The following is a 17,838-nucleotide window of genomic DNA, read 5'->3' on the forward strand; positions in this document are numbered from 1 at the left end:
GAGGGAGCGGAACATCGGAAGAGCGAGGCTCAGGGCAGCAAACGGTCGGCTGAATCTAGGGACAGGGCATTTAATAGCGGCTGACCGTGACAGAGCGTGATGTCGCCCTGTTCAGCCAGTACGCCTGCGGCCGCCAGCCGCAGTACCGCCACCAGCAGGGCGTGTTCGCGGGGGAGCAGGCGCGCTGCCAGTGTCTCCGGCGTATCGCCTGCCAGGATCGGTACCTTCGCCTGGGCGATGACGGCGCCGGCATCCAGTTCAGGAATGACGAAGTGGACGCTGGCACCGTGCTCCGGGTCGCCCGCTTCGATCGCGCGGGCATGGGTTTGCAGGCCCCGGTACTTGGGCAGCAGCGACGGGTGGATGTTCAGCAGGCGCCCACGGAAGCGGGCGATGAAGGCGTCGCCCAGGATGCGCATGTAGCCCGCGCACACGACCCAGTCCGGCTGGCTCGCGCCGACGGCCTCCGCCAGAGCGGTTTCATAGGCCGGGCGATGCGGGAAGGACGCGGGACGCTCGCTCCAGCGGCGATCGCGGGGTACCTGCCGCAGGGCGGGGGCGTTCGGCTTGTCTGAGAACACACCCACGACCTCGGCATCCAGGGAGCCGGCATCGATGGCTTGCAGGATCGCGCGCAGGTTGCTGCCGCGACCCGACGCCAGGACGGCAATGCGTGCGGTCACGCCGGCGCTCCCTTGCGTTCCGCGGAGGCCAGCGGCCAGACGACCAGGGCGCCGAGCGTCGCCAGCAGCATGTCTGCGTGCGCATCCCACACGTCGCCCTGCTGGCCGTTGTAGGACTCGGCCGCTTCGGGAGACATCGTCAGCGCGATGCCCCACTCCAGCCATTCGTACGCCAGGCTGGTGCACATGATCAGCATCACCGCCAGGCCAAATGCTTGTCCGACCGACAACCGCGGCCACCGCTGGCGCAGCCAGTGCCATGCGGCCGGGGTGAAGCAGACGCCGTACATCAGGTGGATGAAGCGGTCGAAGTGGTTGCGCTGCCAGCCGAAGGCGTCCGCGGGCGACCAGCCGAGCGCGGACTGCATCCAGGCGTCGTAGGGCACGTACGAATACAGCCAGCGCGCGCCGATGCAGTGGGCGACGATGAAGGCGCAGATCAGCGCGAAGTGCGAAGGCCGCAGCGGCCAGCGCCGGTCATGCCGCCACAGCCACGCCAGGCCGAGCACGGTCAGGCTGCTGTGCATCGCCTGTTCGACCGGCCAGCGCGGTGCGATCCAACTGGCGGCGAACACCGCCAGTGTCAGCCCGAAGGCGATCGCCTTGTTACGCGGCATGCCGCGCTCAACCGATGTGGACGCGTTCGCCGCTGCCGGCAGCGACGACTTCGCCGATCTGCCAGTGGGTCAACTGCAGGCGGGCGAGGTCGGCCTGTACCGCGGACAGCTGGTCCGGTGCGACCACCAGTACGAAGCCGATGCCGCAGTTGAAGGTTCGCCACATTTCGCTGTTCTCGACCCCGCCCTCGCGCTGCAGCCAGTCGAACACAGGCGGCAGCGCCCAGGCGCTGGCATCGATCTCCAGGCCCAGCCCCTCGGGAACCACGCGGATGATGTTCTCGGTCAGGCCGCCGCCCGTGATGTGCGCCATGCCGTGCAGGTCGTGCGCCTGCAGCAGTTCAAGGATCGGCTTCACATAGAGGGTCGTGGGCGCCATCAATGCGTCCGCGAGTTTCACGCCGCCGACGTCGATATCGGCCGGGCGGCCCGCGCGGTCGTAGATGCGCCGGACCAGCGAGTAGCCGTTGGAATGGGGGCCGCTGGAGGCGATGCCGACCAGCACATCGCCGGCACGCACCCTGGCGCCATCCAACAGTCGCGATTTCTCCACCGCCGCCACGCAGAAGCCGGCCAGGTCGTATTCGCCCGGGCCGTACATGTCGGGCATTTCGGCGGTCTCGCCCCCGATCAGTGCGCAACCGGACAGTTCGCAGCCGCGGGCGATACCGCCGACCACGGCCACCGTGGTGTCGACGTCAAGCTTGCCGGTGGCGAAGTAGTCGAGGAAGAACAGCGGCTCGGCGCCCTGCACCAGTACGTCGTTCACGCACATGGCGACCAGGTCGATGCCGATGGTGTCGTGGCGACCCAGTTGCTGGGCCAGCTTCAGCTTGGTGCCCACGCCATCGGTGCCCGAGACCAGCACCGGCTCGCGATACTTGCCCGACAGGTCGAACAGCGCGCCGAAGCCGCCCAGGCCGCCCATCACCTCCGGCCGGAAGCTGCGCTTCACCAGCGGCTTGATGCGCTCGACCAGCTCGTTGCCGGCGTCGATGTCGACACCCGCGTCGCGATAGGTCATCGGGGTGGGGCTGGAAGGCGTCGGCTGGGTCACGGGTCGTCGTCGGTGGGGCAATACGCGTGATTTTAAAGGAATCGGTGCGTCGAGCGGCCGTCCTGAACGGGTGGCGTTGGCGGTACAGGGTCATTCGGGCAACAATTCACCGGGTCTGTAGAGCTCAAGGACGCTCGATGCGCCGGATCCCAGGTATCGCACTCGCCACGGCATTGCTGCTGGCGGCACTGACCACGACGCCCCCCGTGCAGGCGCAGTCCGGCCTGCGCACGGAAGGCGACGCGGTCTCCGCACGCGGGCTGTACCAGGCGGAGGTGCCGGTCAACGGGCAGGGCGAGGCGGAGCGCCAGGGCGGCTTCGCGCGCGCGCTGGGCAACGTGCTGGGCAAGCTGTCGGGCGACCGTGGCGCGATGTCGCGCCCGGGCGTGGGCGCCGAACTGCGCAACGCCAAGGATTACGTGGAGGGGTATGACTACCGCCAGGACCAGGGCACGTCGGCCACCGGTGCGCCCACCTTCCGCACGACGCTGGTGGTGCGTTTCGATGCCGACCAGGTCAACAGTCTGGCCGGCGCGCTGGGCCTGCCCGTGTGGCCGCAGCCCCGTCCCAAGCCGGTGGTGTGGCTGGCGATCAACGATGGCAGCGGGCCGCGCCTGGTCGGGCTGCCGCAGTCCAATGCCGCGCGACCGCTGCTGAACCGCGCCATCGAGCGGGGGTATGGCCTCGGCCTGCCGGCGGGCGGCGCGGCGGAGCAGGCGCTGGTCGGTGCCATCTGGCGCCAGGATACCGCTGCCGTGGCGCGTGCCTCGGCCCGCTACAGCCCGCCGATGCAGCTGATCGGCAAGCTCTACCGCAACGCCAAGGGCGGCTGGACGGCGGACTGGGTGTTCGTCGACGCCGGCAAGGTGCTGGCGAAGTGGTCGGTGACCGATGCCGATGCGCGCCGCGCGATGGCCTCCGGTGCCGACGGTACGGCCGACGCGCTGGTCAAGCGCTATGGCAAGCGCGGCAGTGCGGGTCCGGCAGGTACCTACCGCGTGCTGTTCACCGGCATCCGCAACACCGATGACTACCTGCGCCTGACCGGTCACCTGCAGAAGATGGCCGTGGTCCGCCGCATCACGCCCGTGCGCGCAAGTGGCGACGTGCTGGAATTCGACCTGGAGCTGGTCTCCGGCCTGGCCGGCTTCCGGCGCACCATGGGCGACGACGCTCCGTTCACCGGTGGCGAAGGCGAGCCGCCGGCCTACCAGATGCGCTGACACAAGGACGCTGCATGGACCTCTCTTCAACGCCTGCCGGCACGCTGGCCCGTCGCTGGCAATGGTTGCTGATCGCGCTGATCGTGGGTTGGCTGATCTGGCTGCTGGCACCGGTGCTCACGCCCTTCGTGTGCGCCGCGCTGCTCGGCTGGCTGGGCGATCCGTGGGTGGACCGGCTGGAGCGCTCGGGACGTTCGCGCACCACGGCGGTGGTGCTGGTGTTCACCCTGATGACGCTGCTGCTGGTGCTGGCGCTGGTGATCCTGGTACCGATGATCGAGCGGCAGGTGGTGACCGTCATCGAATCGATGCCGGCGTACCGGGACTGGTTCGTGCAGACCGCATTGCCGTGGGTCGAGCGTCGAACCGGGCTGGAACTGGTCGCCTGGCTCGACCCGGACCGGCTGACGGACTGGGTCCGCGGCCACTGGCAGCAGGCGGGCGGCGTCGCAGCGACGATGTTCGGGTACTTCTCGCGCTCCGGTTTCGCGGTGATGGCGTGGATCGCCAACCTGGTACTGCTGCCGATCCTGACGTTCTACTTCCTGCGCGACTGGGACCTGCTGGTCGAGCGCATCGCCGCGCTGGTGCCACGCGACCACATCGCGACGGTGACGCGCCTGGCGCTGGAATCCAACGAGGTACTGGGCGCGTTCCTGCGCGGCCAGTTCCTGGTGATGCTGGCGCTGGGTGCGATCTATGCGCTCGGGCTGTCGGTGGTCGGCCTGAAGGTGGGCCTGCTGGTCGGCATCATCGCCGGACTGATCAGCTTCGTGCCCTACCTGGGCACGGCCACGGGCATCGTGCTGGGCGTGATCGCCGCGCTGGTGCAGTCCGGCGGCGACTGGTCGCTGGTGGCAATGGTGATGGGCGTGTTCGTGGTCGGCCAGATGCTGGAAGGCTACGTACTGACGCCACGCATCGTCGGCGACCGGATCGGCCTGCATCCGGTGGCGGTCATCTTCGCCATCATGGCCGGCGGCCAGCTGTTCGGTTTTCTCGGCATGCTGCTTGCCTTGCCGGTCGCGGCGATCGCGAACGTCCTGCTGCGCTTCGCGCACGAGCGCTACACGCAGAGTCGCCTGTATGCGGGCGATCGCCCTTCCATCGTGCTCGATTCGTACATCGACAAGGGCAGCGTGGAACAGGCGCCGGTGCGCGACATCGAGCTGCCGTGAGCAGCGGAACGCAGGCGACCGGCCTCGGCCCGCAGTTGCCGCTGGCACTGCGTTATCCGCCCGACCAGCGCTTCGAGAGTTTCATCGCTCCGCCCGAGGGCGCGGTGTCGGCACTGCAGGCGCTGGCGGCCGAACCGGACGCCGACTGGGTCTACCTGTCCGGCGCGACGAGGACGGGGAAGACCCACCTCGCGCTTGCGGCCTGTGCCGCGGCGGAGCAGCAACGCCGACGTGCCGCCTACCTGCCGATGGCGGCCGCCTCAGGTCGCCTGCGCGATGCGCTGGACGCGCTGGAAGGGCATGACGTGGTCGCGCTGGATGGCGTGGATGCGATCGCGGGTACGCGGGAGGACGAAGTGGCGCTGTTCGACTTCCACAACCGCGCCCGGACGTCCGGCCTCAACGTGCTGTACACCGCGCGCGGCATTCCGGACGAGATCGGCCTGGTCCTGCCGGACCTGCGCTCCCGCCTGCAGCAGTGCCTGCGCGTCGCGCTGCACCCGCTCGACGACGACGGCCGTCGCGACGTACTGCGCGATCGTGCGCAACGGCGCGGGCTGGTCGTGGAGGATGCCGCGCTGGACTGGCTGCTCACCCATACCGACCGCGACCTGGGTGCGCTCGTCGCCCTGCTGGACCGCCTGGACCGCGCATCCCTCGCCGCGCAGCGACGGGTCACCGTGCCTTTCCTCCGGCAGGCGCTGGGTCACGGTCACACGGCGGCTCCTTGAGTCACGGGCAGCGTTCCGCGACTTCCTCCCACACCACCGGCTCCCAGTAGGCATTGTCGCGCAGGCTCTGGACATCCAGTTTGTCGCGCAGGAGGCGTGCGCCGATGCGGTAGCTGGTATTCGGCTTGATGTCGATGACCAGTGGCTTGTACGCCCTGGCCATGGCGAAACGCTTCATCTTGGCGATCTGCACCAACTGCGAAGGGCTCAGGCGATTCGTGTCTATCAACTCCTGCACGACCAGGACATGGCGCCCCGCCGCCAGCTGATGGCGGTTGGTCGACTGCAGAGGCGTACTGCGCCCGTCGATGGTGGTGATTTCGGCGCGGAAGATATTGCGTGTCTTTGGGACGGTTCCGGCCCGTACGGTGACGAATCCGCACGCACCCTTGGCATCGGGACCGATTTCCAGCCGGTAGGCCGGCACCGCAACGATGTCTGCAGCGCCCTGCAGCGTCTGTGTCGCGGTGCCACGCATCACCGCTGCGGTGATGCGACCCTGGCCGCTTTGCATCGCCTGCTCCAACAGCGGCGCCGGCGCTGCCGTCCCATCGAGCCGCACGCCGTTCAAAGCGACCAGCCGGTCTCCCACCTTCATGCCGATACGGGTCGCAGCCCCTTCCGGCGTCACGGCCAAGACGGGCAATCCAGCGCCTCGCGACGACCGCACGTCGACGACCGCGCCCAACTCGTACCGGACCTGCGCAGGCTTCTGGATGACCTGGGGACGGCCAGCGTCCTTGAGCTCGCCGCGCTCCGACATCTGGAGCAGGGCGGCATCCAGTTCACGGGTCGATTGCGCTTGGCTGTCCGCCGCGGCGCAGGCGGTCACGGCGACGGCAAGCACAGCGCGAAGGGATTTACGAAGGGCGTCCATAACGATGGCCTCATATTTCGACGGGTCGGGGAATGTCGGCGTCGGCACCCTGGCGTGCCAGTGCTTCGCGCTGCTGCCACAGCCTTTTCAGCTCCTGGTCACTGGCGCCGCGCTCGTACGCGTGCTGCAACTCGCGGTCTAGGGTACGCAAGGGGTGTTCGCGCAACGGCGCGCGCGGCGCGCCGGCCATGATGTCCGGGGCGGTTGCAATGCGGTCGTGGAGAAGAGGCAGGGAGATGACGGCCATCGCCGCCGCCATCACCGAGGTCGCGAGCAGCTGCCTGCGCCGCGTACGCTGGCGCACGCGTGCCCGCTCGATTCTTGGCCATAACTCAGGCGGCAGGGCAGGCTCAGGCAACTCGGCGAAGTGGGTGCGCAGTAATTCAACTTTCATGGGTAGATGCCTCTTCCTTTTCCAGGTCGGCACGCAGTCGCGCGAGTGCGCGAGAGAGCAGCGACTTGGACCAACTGGTGGTATGCCCGAAGCGGCGGCCCAGGTCCTCGTGCGACCAGCCTTCCATTTCATGCAGCCACACGACAGTACGTTCGGTAGCGCTGAGGCGTCGCAGCAGGCCGTCGGCCTCCGCGAGATCGGACGGGTGGCCCGCCGCGTGGAGCCGGGTCTCGACGGCGTCGTCCTGTACCAGCCGTCCGGTGCGTCGCAGGTGATCGATGGCTGCGTTCGCGGCGACGCGCTTGAGCCAGGGCCGTAAGGGCTCGCCGTCGCGGAAGCCTCCGAGGAACTGCACCATGCGTAGAAAGGTGTCCTGCGTGATGTCCTCTGCGGTCGCGGTATTGCCCGTCACGCGGTAGGCCAGCGTATGCACCGCGCTCGCATGCCGGTGGTACAGCGTCGCGAAGGCGGACGAATCCCCCCGGCGTGCCTTCCTGACCAAGGTCGGTTCGTCTTCCGGGGTGACGGGGGAGTCCATGTAAGCGATACGTGCCGGAACCGCCTATCGTCGCAACATGGTCAACGCGCGGCGAGCTCGTGGTTCAGTTCGGCGAGCCGTTGCGGCGTGCCGACGTCGGTCCATCGTCCCTGCAGCCGCTCGCCCGTGACGCATGCCGACGCCATGCCGGCATGGAGCAGGGGCAGCAGCGGGAATCGTGGTTTTCCACTGGGCGTCTCGCGGATCTGCGCAGCGGCATGCTGCCGCCAGTCATCCAGCAAGGCAGGGCGATAGATCCCCAGGCCGGCGTACGTCAACCGGTGCCCGCCGTCGCGGTGCAGGTGACCCGCATCGTCGAGGGCAAAGTCGCCGCGCGGCGCGAAGGCGGGCGGATCCACCATCACCAGATGCGCCAGCCCCGAGGGCTCGCGTGGCAAGCGAGCGAAGTCGAAATCCGTCCAGATGTCGCCGTTCACCAGCAGGAAGGGCGCCTCGCCGAGCAACGGCCGTGCGTTGAGCATGCCGCCACCCGTTTCGAGCGGTGTGTCGCCCTCGTGGAGGTAGTGAAGACGCATCCCCCAGCGTGCGCCGTCACCCAGCACCGCCGGGAAGCGATCGGCTAGCCAGCTGGTGTTGACCACCACGTCCTGCACCCCGATGGCGGCGAGCTTCTCAAGGTGCCAGACGATCAGCGGCTTGCCGCCAGCCTCGATCAGCGGCTTGGGCGTGTGGTCGGTCAGCGGGCGCATGCGCTCGCCGAGTCCCGCTGCGAACACCAGCGCCTTCATGCGATTTCACCGCGCGCGTGCAGCACGGGTTTGATGCGCGCGTCGAGCAGCGCCTGCAGTCCTGCCAGTTCCGGATAACGGGGCAGCACCTCGTCCAGATAGCGGATGAAGCGCGGTACGTCGGGCAGGTAGCGGGTCTTGCCGTCGCGATAGTGCAGTCGGGAGAAGATGCCGAGGATCTTCAGGTGCCGCTGGATGCCCATCCAGTCCGCATCGCGCAGGAACACCTTGAGCTCCGGCACCGGCAATCCGGCGCGCGTGGCGCGGGCGTGGTAGCGCGCCAGCCAGCCATCCACGCGTTCGATCGGCCAGCTCAGGAACGCATCCTTGAACAGGCTCATGGCGTCGTAGGCAACGGGGCCGCGCACGCAATCCTGGAAGTCGATCACGGCAGGCCCCGGCGTCACGGGCATCAGATTACGCGGCATGAAGTCGCGGTGGGTGAGTACACGTGCCTGCGCCAGCGCGTTGTCCATCAGCCGGCGCTGGGACAGCTCCAACCCGTCGATCTCGCCGCAGTCCAGCGTCAGCCCGAGATGGCGACGCAGGAACCATTCGTCGAACAACCCGGCATCGCGCTGCAGCAGCGCTTCACCGAACTCGCCCATGCCGTCCGGCGGCGTGATGGCCTGCAGGCGCAGCAGCTGTTCGATGGCCGCGTCGAACCAGGTGTCAGCGTTGTCGTCGCTGATCACGTGCGCCAGCGTCGGACCGCCGAGGTCCTCGAGCAGCAGGAACCCGAGTTCCGTGTCGACGGCCAGCACCTCGGGGACGCGCACATCGCCGGAGGCCAGCAGCTCGCGCATCGCCAACCAGGGCCGCACGTCCTCCAGGCCGGGCGGGGAATCCATCACGATCCGTCCCGGCCCATCGCCCAGGCTGCGCCAATAGCTGCGGTAGCCCGCGTCCATGGAAGCGCGTTCGAGTTGCGCATACGGGTCGCCGAGCGCGCCGCGCGCCCAGTCCAGGCGCTGGGCGCCACGCCCCGAAGGGTCCTGAATCGTTGGGTTCATGCAGTCGCGGCCATGCAAAGGCGATAAGGGCTACAGGGTAAACTGGCGCCCTACCGACTTGCGAGGCTTGCATGGCCCCTCTCCAACCCGTGCTGCTGTCCGGCGGCTCCGGCACGCGCCTGTGGCCGCTCTCGCGCGAGGCCTATCCCAAGCAGTTCCTGCCGCTGGCGGGCAACGACACGATGGTGCAGGCCACGTGGCGCCGCGTGGACGCCATCGCCGGGCTCGCGCCCATCGTCGTCGCGAACGAGGAACACCGTTTCCTGGTCGCAGAACAGCTGCGGCAGATCGGCGCGCCGGTACCGTCGATCCTGTTGGAGCCCGTTGGCCGCAACACCGCGCCTGCGATTGCGGCCGCCGCGCTGCAGGCCATGTCGGGCGGTGCCGACCCGCTGCTGCTCGTGCTGCCGTCCGACCATGTGGTCCGCGACGTGGCAGGTTTCCAGCGCGCCGTGCGCGAAGCCTCGGCGGCCGCGGAGTCCGGTGCGCTGGTGACGTTCGGCATCGTGCCCGACGCGCCCGAGACCGGCTTCGGCTATATCCATGCGGAGTCCGGCGAGGGCCTGCGCAAGGTGTCGCGCTTCGTCGAGAAGCCCGACGCCGCCACCGCCCGGTCCTACCTCTATGCCGGCGGCTACTACTGGAACAGCGGCATGTTCCTGTTCCGCGCCAGCCGCTATCTCGAGGAGCTCGCACGCTTCCGCCCGGATATCGTGGAAGCGGTGCGTGCGGCCCATGCAGGCGCGCGGAACGACGGCGACTTCGTGCGCCTGGACCGGGACGCCTTCGCTGCCTGTCCTTCCGACTCCATCGACTACGCGGTTTTCGAAAAGACCGCACATGCGATGGTGCTGCCGGTCGATATCGGCTGGAACGACGTCGGCAGCTGGTCGGCGCTGTGGGAAGTGGCCGAACGCGATGAACACGGCAACGCGCATCACGGTGACGTGATCGCCGTGGACAGTCGCAACAGCTATGCCTACGCGCAACGGTTGGTCGCGCTGGTGGGCGTGGACGACATCGTGGTCGTCGAAACCGACGATGCGGTACTGGTCGCCCGCAAGGACCGGGTGCAGGACGTCAAGCAGGTCGTCGCCCGGCTCAAGAAGGAGCAGCGCAGCCAGGCCATCCTCCATCGTGAGGTGCATCGGCCGTGGGGCAGCTACGATTCCGTCGACAACGGCGGTCGCCACCAGGTGAAGCGGATCAAGGTGAAGCCGGGCGCCGCGCTGAGCCTGCAGATGCACCATCACCGCGCCGAGCACTGGATCGTGGTCAGCGGCACCGCCAAGGTGACGCGGGGCGACGAGACATTGCTGCTTTCGGAAAACGAAAGCACCTACATTCCCCTCGGCGTGAAGCACCGGCTGGAGAATCCAGGCAAGGTGCCGCTGGAACTGATCGAAGTGCAGTCGGGCAGCTATCTGGGGGAAGACGACATCGTGCGCTTCGAGGATGTCTACGGTCGCAGCCAGTAAACAGGCGTATTGCCCAGTCCCGGCGGACTCGCCGGCACGCTTCGCGTTCGCTGGCGCTTGCCCTACCCGCAGCGCGTCCATGCTCTGGCGCCCCGCGGGTCCAGACTGAGGTTGACCTCCCGTGCATCGCTGTCGACGATGCTGCCGGACAGCAGGCCCGAGCGACCTCGAAGCGCGATGCGGTGAGGCTTGCCGCTGACGCTGTGGCTCGCCCTTAACGATTGCCGCAGCAGGACGGCTTGGTCGCGCGCATGGCGTTTCGGCAGGGTAAAAAAAGAATGCCCCGTGAGGGGCATTCGATTGCGCAGGGATGAAGCGTCAGCGCTTCTTCTTCACCATCGCATAGATCACCAGCAGCACGATGGCGCCGACGACGGCGGCGATGAAGCCCGCCGGTTCACCGGGACCGTACCAGCCCAGTTGCATGCCGACGAAGCGCGCCAGCAATGCACCCAGGATGCCCAGCACGATGGTCATGAAGAAGCCGAGCTTGTCGTTGCCCGGCTTGAGCGCCCGTGCGAGCAGGCCGGCGAGGAAGCCGATCAGCAAGGTCCAGAGGATGCCACCGCCAAAGATCTGTTCCATCGAAACACTCCGGTTGGGAAATGGGGGCCTGCGCAGCGTAACCCAGCCATCGCCCAAGCGGTTGCTGGCAGAGGAGGCGCAGTGGAGCCTCAGGCGGTCGATGTGAAGTATCCGCAGCGTCATGTAGAGGCGACGTGAGTCGCGCCGCACTCTCCACGCCGCGATGCGCACGTCGTCTGCGATGTCGTGCCGGAACGACGAAGGCCGGGTTGCCCCGGCCTTTTGCGCATGACGACGCCCGTGCGAATCAGCAGCAGCCGTGATCACCGTGCTGTTCGCCACCCGCCACCGCAGCCACGCCCGTGGTCTCGCCACGCACGCTCGCAGCGTGGTGTTCGGCAATCACGCGTGCGACGCAGGCGGTGACTTTCTTGCCCATGGGGATGTGCAGGAACTCGTTCGGGCCATGCGCATTGGAATGCGGGCCCAGCACGCCGGTGATCATGAACTGCGCGCCGGGAAACTTCTCGCCCAGCATGCCCATGAAGGGAATGGTGCCGCCTTCGCCCATGTACATCGCCGGTTTGCCGAAGAACTCCCGGCTGGACGCATCGATGGCGTTCTCCAGCCACGGCGACATCGCCGGCGCGTTCCAGCCGGTGCTGGCCTTCTCCAGGTCGAGGCTGACCTGCGCGCCGTTCGGCGGATCCTTTTCCAGCAGGTCCTTCAGCAACTGGCCTGCCTGCTTGCCCTCCAGCGTGGGCGGCAGGCGCAGAGACAGTTTCACCGACGTGTAGGGGCGCAGGACGTTGCCCGCCGATGACAGTGGCGGCATGCCGTCCACGCCGGTCACCGACAATGCGGGGCGCCACGTGCGGTTGAGTACCAGTTCGGCCAGGTCTTCGGCCATCGGCGTCATGCCGGGCAGGAACGGGAACTTGTCGAATACCGCCGTGTCCAGCACACGCGCGGCTTCCTGCGCCTGTGCGACGCGGGCGGCGGGAATCTCCGCCTGCAGGCAGTCCGGCAGGATGCGGCCGGTCTGCTCGTCCTCCAGGCGCGACAGCAGCTGGCGCAGCAGGCGGAAGCTCGACGGCACCACACCCGACGCGTCGCCGGAATGCACGCCTTCCTCCAGCACCTTCACGGTGAAGTTGCCGCCGGCCAGGCCGCGCAGCGACGTGGTACACCAGAGCTGCTCATAGTTGCCGCACCCCGAATCCAGGCAGACGACGAGCGAGGGCTTGCCGATGCGGTCGGCCAGATGATCCACGTAAGCGGGCAGGTCGTAGCTGCCCGACTCTTCGCAGGCTTCGATCAACACCACGCAGCGCGCATGCGGCACGCCCTGCTGCTGCAACGCCTGGAGCGCCGCCAGCGACCCGAAGATCGCGTAGCCGTCATCCGCACCACCTCGGCCGTAGAGCTTGTCGCCCTTGATGACCGGCACCCACGGGCCAAGGTCGTCGTCCCAGCCGGTCATCTCCGGCTGTTTGTCCAAGTGGCCGTACAGGAGCACGGTGTCGGCCCCCGTCTCCGGCCCGCTGGCGGGAACCTCGATGAAGATCAGCGGCGTGCGGCCCTCCAGGCGGATCACCTCCACCTGCATGCCCGGCACCGGCTGCGCCTTGGCCCAGCGCTCCATCAGTTGGACGGCCTGCTCCATGTAGCCGTTGGCCACCCAGTCCTTGTCGAACATCGGCGACTTGTTCGGGATGCGGATGTACTCGACCAGCTGCGGGACGATGTCGTCATCCCATTTCTCGGCAACGTAACGGTCGACTTTGGCGGTATCCATGGCAACTCCGGGCACTGAAAGGCAGGTCGCCATTCTACGCCCTGGCCCGGGGTAGGACTTTTCCTACAGCCGGCTGCGGCGTTTACGGGCAGATTCGCCCGTGCATGGGCGATACCGTGGCAGCTGTCGGGATTGGACACTTTCCCTACCGCCGCAGGCCATGCGCCGCCGGCGGAAACATGCCGGATGCCGTGACGCATCCCGCATGCATGGAGAGTCCAATGCCACAAGGAGAGTCGTCATGAAGTCGTTCATCCAGATCGTGTTCGCCACCGCGCTGTCGCTGCTGTTCGCCATGCAGGCGATGGCCACGGAGAGAGTCAACATCAATACGGCCGACGCAGCCGCGCTCGATCGTGTGCTGGTCGGCGTGGGGCCGGCCAAGGCGGCTGCGATCGTCGAGTACCGCAAGACGAATGGCCCGTTCAAGAGCGCCGAGGAACTGGCGATGGTGAAGGGAATCGGCTTGAGCACGATCGAGCAGAACCGCGAACGGATCGAACTGCGGACCGGCGCGACCCCGGCAAGCAAGCCGGCGGCCGCCGCTGCGAAGCCCGCCAAACCGGTTGCGCGACGCTGATCGAATCCCGCGCCTGGCGTCCTCACAGGACGTGCGGCGCCAGGCGCAGGGGCAGGAGGCCAAGGGAAACAGGCAGGAAGCCGACAAGGACGTACCTACACCGCGCAGGATGCGCAAGGGTCAGGAGCGGGCAGGAGCCTGATACCGGCAGGATGCCGACACGGACGTGGACATCGCCCGGGAGCGCAGGATGCGCGCCCGGGCGATGTCGTTTCCGGGTCGCGCTTCGCGTAGCCGGCAGAGGGACCGGCTAGAATCGCGCCGCGCCCTCACACGGAAACACCATGCCGGCATCGTCATGCCTCATTCCTGCGAACGAGTACCGTCGTGATCGCTGGAAGAACGGTCTCGGATGGACGCGCGAGATCCTGCGGGTTCCCGACAGCGATGCGTGGGACTGGCGATTGTCGATCGCTGAGATCGAGCATGACGCGGCGTTCTCTTCATTTCCCGGCATCGAACGCGAACTGGTGCTGCTCCGCGGCAACGGACTGCGCCTGCGGTTCGGCGATGGACGGGTGGTCGACGTGATGCCGCCGCACGATCGTGTGCGGTTCGCCGGCGAAGACAGCGTCACCGGCGAACTGATCGATGGCGTGACGCACGATTTCAACCTGATGTGGCGGCGCGGTCGCGTGCGGGCCGAACTGCTGCATCGTCCGCTGGTGGGGCCGATGTTGTTCTTCACACGGCCGGGCGTGCACTGGGTCATCCACCTGATCGCCGGCCAGGCGACCTTCGATGACGCCAGTGGCCTGGGCCCGCTGTGGAGCGGCGATACGGCCATCCTGGTGCCTGGCGAAGGCCGCGAGCGCTACGCGCTCCAGGGGGGAGGGGAGTTGCTGGCTATCCGCATCGAGGATGGCGCCGGCTGAGGCCACGGGTCAGTACACGTCGCGGCGATAGCGTCCCTCGGCGCGCAGTATGTCGACATGATCCTCGCCCAGAAGGCTGCACAGCACAGCCTCCACCTCGGGGGCCATGCCGGCCAGGCTGCCGCAGACGTAAACCACGGCACCTTCCGCAATCCACTGCCGCAACCGGTCAGCGCGTGCCAGCAACGCATGCTGGACATAGCGATGCTCACTGCCATCGCGCGAAAACGCCAGGTCGAGATGCTCGAGCATTCCGTTCGCCTGCCAGGCCAGCAATTCATCTCCGTGGAAGAAGTCGTGCGCGCGCTGGCGCTCACCGAACAGCAGCCAGTTGCGCGCAGCACCCGCTTGCACGCGTGCCCGCAGGTGGGCGCGCAGGCCGGCGAGGCCGGTGCCGTTGCCGATCAGGATCATCGGCACGTGAGGCGAGGGTGGGTGGAAGTTCGGATTGCGCCGGATGCGAAGGGCGATCGCATCCCCTGGCTGTGCGTACCTGCACAGCCAGCCGCTGCCCAGGCCAGGCACGCCATCGGCGCGCTGCATCATGCGTACCAGCAGGTGCACGCCGCCATCTGCGGGAAGGGAGGCGATGGAGTACTCGCGGTGCGGGAGCGGCGTGCAGGCATCCGCCAGCGCCTGTGCGTCCGTTGCGGTGGACATCGTCGCAAGATCGGGCCAGCGGGTGCGCGCCAGGACGGATGCCAGCGGCTGCACTTCGTCCTGCCAGCGCACCTTCGCATTGCCCGGCTTGTCGATGCGGCGCAGTACCTCTTCGACATCCCCCGCGGCGCGGCGCGGCCCGATCTCGGCGATGTCTCCCGCCGTCCAGGACGGCAAGGCGCCCTCCGCTGGCTCCAGCACGAGGTGAAAAGCAGGCCCGCCCATGCTGCCCGGATTCAGGTTGACGCGGTGCCGCAGCTGCCACGAGCCGTAGCGGGGCGGCGCCCAGTCCGGCGCTTCGTTCCCGTTGCCGAGCTGGCCGATGTGGTGCTGCCAATGGCGCAATGCGCTGTCGTCGGCGTTGTCCACTTCGATAAGATCGAACAACGGTTTTGCATGGTGCTTCCGCAACCAGTCATCCAGCTGATGGCCGAAGGCACAGAAGTGGTCGTACTCGCGGTCGCCCAGCGCCAGCACCGCGTACTGCAGGTTGTCCAGCGACAGCGACAGTGGCATCACCCGTCGCACGAAACCGAGTGCAGGGTCGGGCGGATCCCCCTCCCCGGTGGTGCTGACCACGAAGAGGGCCCGCGTGATGCCGGCCAGTCGCGTTTCATCCAGGCGTTCCAGTGCGGCGCGCTGCACGCTCACGCCGCCCTTGCGAAGCGCCGCTGCCGTCAGGTCCGCCAGCTCCATCGCAAAGCCGGTCTGGCTGGCATGCACCACCCAGATGGCATCCTGCGGAACGCGCGGGGCAGGGCGCGCCGAGCGGTCGCGGGCGCGCGCCCGGTACAGGCACGCTGCAACGAGGCCGGCATACGCCAGCACCGCCGCGAGGGCGGCTTGGCGCCGGGTCGTCGATGGCATGGCCTGCCACCCTTCGGCGTCGTGCAGGCCCCCGAGCCACCAGGCGCATGCGACCAGCAGCGCCATCGCACATGCATTCCCGATCAGCGGAGCAATGCTGCGTCGCGCGCTGGCGGATGGCGCACTCATGCCGCGAGATGCTGTTCGAAGGCAGGCGTCAACGATTCCCGCAGACCGTCGGCAGTGCGATGCAGGAATCGCGCGGCCAGGCCATGCCGAAGCGCGAACGCGTGGCCTTCATGGGGACCCATCACCGTCAGCGCGGTCGCCAAGGCGTCGGCATGCATGGCATCGGCGGCGACCACAGTCACCGCAGCGGCGGCATCCGTCACCGGTTCGCCACTGCGCGGATCGATCGTGTGGGAGTAACGACGACCATCCTGTGCATAGGCATGCCAACGGTCCCCGGACGTGGCGACCGCAACGCCCTCAAGCCTCAGCACGCGCGGCGCCATGCCTTCGCTGTCGGCTTCTTCGTCGGGCGACGATTCCACCAGTACCCGCCACGACTGCCCATCCGGTTTACGGCCGTATCCGTACAGCTCGCCGCCGACCTCGACGAGTGCGGCGTCGATGCCGCGGCGCCGCAGCAGGCCGGCGACCAGGTCCACGCCATACCCCTTGGCGATGGCCGACAGATCCAGCATCACGCCACCGGGTTGGCGAAGTCGGCGCTGCTCGGCGTCGAGCCGCAGATGTTGCCAGCCGACCCTCGCGCGCGCCTCGACCAGGTCCACGTCTGCCGGACGGCGGCGGTGGCCGGCGTGCGCGCCGAAGCCCCATAACGCCACGAGCGGTGATACGGTCGGGTCGAACGCCCCTCCACTGCGTGCTGCGACATCGAATGCCACAGCGAGCACGCGTAGCAGGTCGTCCTGCAGGGCAAACCATTGGCCGGGCGCACAGCGGTTGAAACGCATGATGTCAGCGTCTTCCTGCCACGTGCTCATCTGGGCCACGACGCGGTCGAGTTCCGCCTGTACCGCATCATGCAGCGCATGCGGATCGGTGCGCACCGCGCTGCCGTACTGGACCGACCACGTCGTGCCCATGGTATGCCCGCGCAATGCGTGCACGGGCGTGGGGGAAACGGGAGGCGAAGAGAGGGGGGTGCTCATGTCGATGCACGACACCGGACGAGCGTCCGGCAACGTGGGGTCGGCTTATTGCGGCAGCACTTCCAGCGTGGCGACATAGCTCAGGCGGCGCTGCTTGGCCTGCGGCACCGTGGTCTTGTCGTCCTGGGTGCCGGTTTCCAGCCAGTACATGCCGGCTTCCGGCCAGGTCACGCTGAACTCGCCGTCGCCGTTGGTGGTGACCTTGATCTCCTCCTGCGCGTTCCGGTAGCGCGTTCCGCCGCGGGTGATCTCGAACTCCAGCCCCGCGGCGGGCTTGCCGTCCACCAGCATCCTGAACGTGGCGGCCTCACCGGCGAACAGGTCGTTGGGATGCGTGACCGGCACCAGTTCGATGCCCGTGCCCGTGGCCTTCAGCGCGGTGTCGTTCGGCGAACCGTTTGTCACGAACGTCTCGATGCGGCCGATCGATTCCGACACCTGCAGGTTCTTCGCATCCTTCGGCACCTTGGTGGCCAGGTCTTCCGGCTTCGCGCCGCGTAGGCCGCCCGGCTTGCCGTCGGCGCCTTCCCAGCGAACCATCAGGTTCCTGTTGACGGTCGCGATGCGATAAGTGCCTTGCTGTTTCAGCTCGACGTCGAACACGGTGCGGTACTTGCCCGTCGCCAGGTTCTGCGCCTCGACAGTAGACCCATCCGGCGCGGTGATGACCAGGCCTTCGGTGCGCAGCGGTACGTGGTTGAAGTAGAAGAGGTCATTGGACACCGCGGCATCGACCGTGATCCATGGGTTGGTACCGGCGATGACAGTCTGCGAGGGTTGCAGCCACGCCTTGTGCGCCAGCGCACTGGCGGGAATGGCGGAGGCCAGGACGATGGCTACGGCGAGGGAACGCTTCATCGGAATCTCCAGCGGATAG

General features: G+C 67.8%; 19 protein-coding genes. 6 read left to right on the forward strand and 13 right to left on the reverse strand.

Annotated features, from left to right (window positions below; translation table 11 throughout):
* Positions 1–29: 29 nt before the first annotated feature.
* The 3 genes from purN to purM are packed head-to-tail and all read right to left on the reverse strand — an operon-like array spanning position 30 to position 2,324.
* Positions 30–683: a phosphoribosylglycinamide formyltransferase gene (purN, locus tag Q0907_RS14570; protein ID WP_299346116.1), complete on the reverse strand. Its 654-nt coding sequence runs from the start codon at positions 681–683 to the stop codon at positions 30–32.
* Positions 680–1,300, reverse strand: a complete 621-nt coding sequence (locus Q0907_RS14575; protein ID WP_299346118.1) for a DUF2238 domain-containing protein — start codon at positions 1,298–1,300, stop codon at positions 680–682. The genes purN and Q0907_RS14575 overlap by 4 nt, the downstream gene beginning before the upstream one ends.
* 7 nt (positions 1,301–1,307) lie before the next feature.
* Positions 1,308–2,324, reverse strand: coding sequence for a phosphoribosylformylglycinamidine cyclo-ligase (gene purM, locus Q0907_RS14580; RefSeq protein ID WP_299346121.1), 1,017 nt, complete (start codon positions 2,322–2,324; stop codon positions 1,308–1,310).
* A gap of 170 nt (positions 2,325–2,494) precedes the next feature.
* On the opposite strand from purM, the gene Q0907_RS14585 reads away from it, so the two are divergent.
* From Q0907_RS14585 to hda, 3 genes are read left to right on the forward strand one after another with little or no spacing between them, the layout of a single operon-like run.
* Entirely contained in the window at positions 2,495–3,580 is a 1,086-nt protein-coding gene (locus Q0907_RS14585) for a DUF2066 domain-containing protein (RefSeq protein ID WP_343229821.1), read from the forward strand.
* A gap of 14 nt (positions 3,581–3,594) precedes the next feature.
* Positions 3,595–4,758: an AI-2E family transporter gene (locus Q0907_RS14590; RefSeq protein WP_299346124.1), complete on the forward strand. Its 1,164-nt coding sequence runs from the start codon at positions 3,595–3,597 to the stop codon at positions 4,756–4,758.
* Positions 4,755–5,489, forward strand: a complete 735-nt coding sequence (gene hda / locus Q0907_RS14595; protein WP_299346126.1) for a DnaA regulatory inactivator Hda — start codon at positions 4,755–4,757, stop codon at positions 5,487–5,489. Before Q0907_RS14590 ends, hda begins: the two co-directional genes overlap by 4 nt.
* 1 nt (position 5,490) lies before the next feature.
* Here the strand turns inward: hda and Q0907_RS14600 are convergent, their stop codons facing one another.
* The 5 genes from Q0907_RS14600 to Q0907_RS14620 are packed head-to-tail and all read right to left on the reverse strand — an operon-like array spanning position 5,491 to position 9,060.
* Positions 5,491–6,366 carry a PDZ domain-containing protein gene (locus Q0907_RS14600; protein ID WP_299346129.1) on the reverse strand — a complete coding sequence of 292 codons (876 nt, stop codon included), beginning with the start codon at positions 6,364–6,366 and terminating at the stop codon, positions 5,491–5,493.
* A gap of 10 nt (positions 6,367–6,376) precedes the next feature.
* Entirely contained in the window at positions 6,377–6,760 is a 384-nt protein-coding gene (locus tag Q0907_RS14605; protein WP_299346132.1) for a hypothetical protein, read from the reverse strand.
* Positions 6,750–7,298 carry an RNA polymerase sigma factor gene (locus Q0907_RS14610; protein ID WP_299346135.1) on the reverse strand — a complete coding sequence of 183 codons (549 nt, stop codon included), beginning with the start codon at positions 7,296–7,298 and terminating at the stop codon, positions 6,750–6,752. Before Q0907_RS14610 ends, Q0907_RS14605 begins: the two co-directional genes overlap by 11 nt.
* Before the next feature lie 41 nt (positions 7,299–7,339).
* Positions 7,340–8,047 (reverse strand): N-acetylmuramate alpha-1-phosphate uridylyltransferase MurU, encoded by a 708-nt coding sequence (gene murU, locus Q0907_RS14615; RefSeq protein ID WP_299346137.1) that lies wholly within the window; start codon positions 8,045–8,047, stop codon positions 7,340–7,342.
* On the reverse strand, positions 8,044–9,060 hold the full coding sequence (locus Q0907_RS14620) for a phosphotransferase (RefSeq protein WP_299346140.1): 1,017 nt from the start codon (positions 9,058–9,060) through the stop codon (positions 8,044–8,046). Before Q0907_RS14620 ends, murU begins: the two co-directional genes overlap by 4 nt.
* Before the next feature lie 71 nt (positions 9,061–9,131).
* On the opposite strand from Q0907_RS14620, the gene Q0907_RS14625 reads away from it, so the two are divergent.
* Positions 9,132–10,538, forward strand: coding sequence for a mannose-1-phosphate guanylyltransferase/mannose-6-phosphate isomerase (locus Q0907_RS14625; RefSeq protein WP_299346143.1), 1,407 nt, complete (start codon positions 9,132–9,134; stop codon positions 10,536–10,538).
* A 318-nt stretch (positions 10,539–10,856) separates the two neighbouring features.
* Here the strand turns inward: Q0907_RS14625 and Q0907_RS14630 are convergent, their stop codons facing one another.
* Together Q0907_RS14630 and Q0907_RS14635 are read right to left on the reverse strand one after the other, a co-directional pair.
* Entirely contained in the window at positions 10,857–11,123 is a 267-nt protein-coding gene (locus Q0907_RS14630) for a GlsB/YeaQ/YmgE family stress response membrane protein (protein WP_296278384.1), read from the reverse strand.
* A 247-nt stretch (positions 11,124–11,370) separates the two neighbouring features.
* Positions 11,371–12,861: a M20 family metallopeptidase gene (locus Q0907_RS14635; RefSeq protein ID WP_299346146.1), complete on the reverse strand. Its 1,491-nt coding sequence runs from the start codon at positions 12,859–12,861 to the stop codon at positions 11,371–11,373.
* Between the two features lie 241 nt (positions 12,862–13,102).
* Between Q0907_RS14635 and Q0907_RS14640 the strand changes: the two genes are divergently transcribed.
* Positions 13,103–13,441, forward strand: coding sequence for a helix-hairpin-helix domain-containing protein (locus Q0907_RS14640; protein ID WP_296278382.1), 339 nt, complete (start codon positions 13,103–13,105; stop codon positions 13,439–13,441).
* A 284-nt stretch (positions 13,442–13,725) separates the two neighbouring features.
* Positions 13,726–14,316 carry a HutD family protein gene (locus Q0907_RS14645; protein WP_296278381.1) on the forward strand — a complete coding sequence of 197 codons (591 nt, stop codon included), beginning with the start codon at positions 13,726–13,728 and terminating at the stop codon, positions 14,314–14,316.
* Positions 14,317–14,325: 9 nt separating this feature from the next.
* On the opposite strand, the gene Q0907_RS14650 is transcribed toward Q0907_RS14645, so the two are convergent.
* Genes Q0907_RS14650 through Q0907_RS14660 form a run of 3 tightly spaced genes read right to left on the reverse strand, consistent with a single transcriptional unit; the run spans position 14,326 to position 17,819 of the window.
* Positions 14,326–15,972, reverse strand: coding sequence for a sulfite reductase subunit alpha (locus tag Q0907_RS14650; protein WP_299346149.1), 1,647 nt, complete (start codon positions 15,970–15,972; stop codon positions 14,326–14,328).
* On the reverse strand, positions 15,969–16,961 hold the full coding sequence (locus tag Q0907_RS14655; RefSeq protein WP_299346152.1) for an FAD:protein FMN transferase: 993 nt from the start codon (positions 16,959–16,961) through the stop codon (positions 15,969–15,971). Before Q0907_RS14655 ends, Q0907_RS14650 begins: the two co-directional genes overlap by 4 nt.
* A 45-nt stretch (positions 16,962–17,006) precedes the next feature.
* On the reverse strand, positions 17,007–17,819 hold the full coding sequence (locus Q0907_RS14660; RefSeq protein ID WP_296278378.1) for a DUF4198 domain-containing protein: 813 nt from the start codon (positions 17,817–17,819) through the stop codon (positions 17,007–17,009).
* Positions 17,820–17,838: the final 19 nt, after the last annotated feature.

The sequence above is a fragment of the uncultured Pseudoxanthomonas sp. genome (genome assembly GCF_947498795.1).
Taxonomy (GTDB): domain Bacteria; phylum Pseudomonadota; class Gammaproteobacteria; order Xanthomonadales; family Xanthomonadaceae; genus Pseudoxanthomonas_A.

Coding starts and splice junctions, on each gene's coding strand:
- Q0907_RS14610 (WP_299346135.1), bottom strand. CDS start 7,298: ATGGACTCCCCCGTCACCCCGGAAGACGAACCGACCTTGGTCAGGAAG.
- Q0907_RS14660 (WP_296278378.1), bottom strand. CDS start 17,819: ATGAAGCGTTCCCTCGCCGTAGCCATCGTCCTGGCCTCCGCCATTCCC.
- Q0907_RS14640 (WP_296278382.1), top strand. CDS start 13,103: ATGAAGTCGTTCATCCAGATCGTGTTCGCCACCGCGCTGTCGCTGCTG.
- Q0907_RS14600 (WP_299346129.1), bottom strand. CDS start 6,366: ATGGACGCCCTTCGTAAATCCCTTCGCGCTGTGCTTGCCGTCGCCGTG.
- Q0907_RS14645 (WP_296278381.1), top strand. CDS start 13,726: ATGCCGGCATCGTCATGCCTCATTCCTGCGAACGAGTACCGTCGTGAT.
- murU (WP_299346137.1), bottom strand. CDS start 8,047: ATGAAGGCGCTGGTGTTCGCAGCGGGACTCGGCGAGCGCATGCGCCCG.
- Q0907_RS14635 (WP_299346146.1), bottom strand. CDS start 12,861: ATGGATACCGCCAAAGTCGACCGTTACGTTGCCGAGAAATGGGATGAC.
- Q0907_RS14625 (WP_299346143.1), top strand. CDS start 9,132: ATGGCCCCTCTCCAACCCGTGCTGCTGTCCGGCGGCTCCGGCACGCGC.
- Q0907_RS14585 (WP_343229821.1), top strand. CDS start 2,495: ATGCGCCGGATCCCAGGTATCGCACTCGCCACGGCATTGCTGCTGGCG.
- Q0907_RS14605 (WP_299346132.1), bottom strand. CDS start 6,760: ATGAAAGTTGAATTACTGCGCACCCACTTCGCCGAGTTGCCTGAGCCT.
- Q0907_RS14575 (WP_299346118.1), bottom strand. CDS start 1,300: ATGCCGCGTAACAAGGCGATCGCCTTCGGGCTGACACTGGCGGTGTTC.
- Q0907_RS14590 (WP_299346124.1), top strand. CDS start 3,595: ATGGACCTCTCTTCAACGCCTGCCGGCACGCTGGCCCGTCGCTGGCAA.
- Q0907_RS14650 (WP_299346149.1), bottom strand. CDS start 15,972: ATGAGTGCGCCATCCGCCAGCGCGCGACGCAGCATTGCTCCGCTGATC.
- Q0907_RS14630 (WP_296278384.1), bottom strand. CDS start 11,123: ATGGAACAGATCTTTGGCGGTGGCATCCTCTGGACCTTGCTGATCGGC.
- Q0907_RS14620 (WP_299346140.1), bottom strand. CDS start 9,060: ATGAACCCAACGATTCAGGACCCTTCGGGGCGTGGCGCCCAGCGCCTG.
- Q0907_RS14655 (WP_299346152.1), bottom strand. CDS start 16,961: ATGAGCACCCCCCTCTCTTCGCCTCCCGTTTCCCCCACGCCCGTGCAC.
- purM (WP_299346121.1), bottom strand. CDS start 2,324: ATGACCTATCGCGACGCGGGTGTCGACATCGACGCCGGCAACGAGCTG.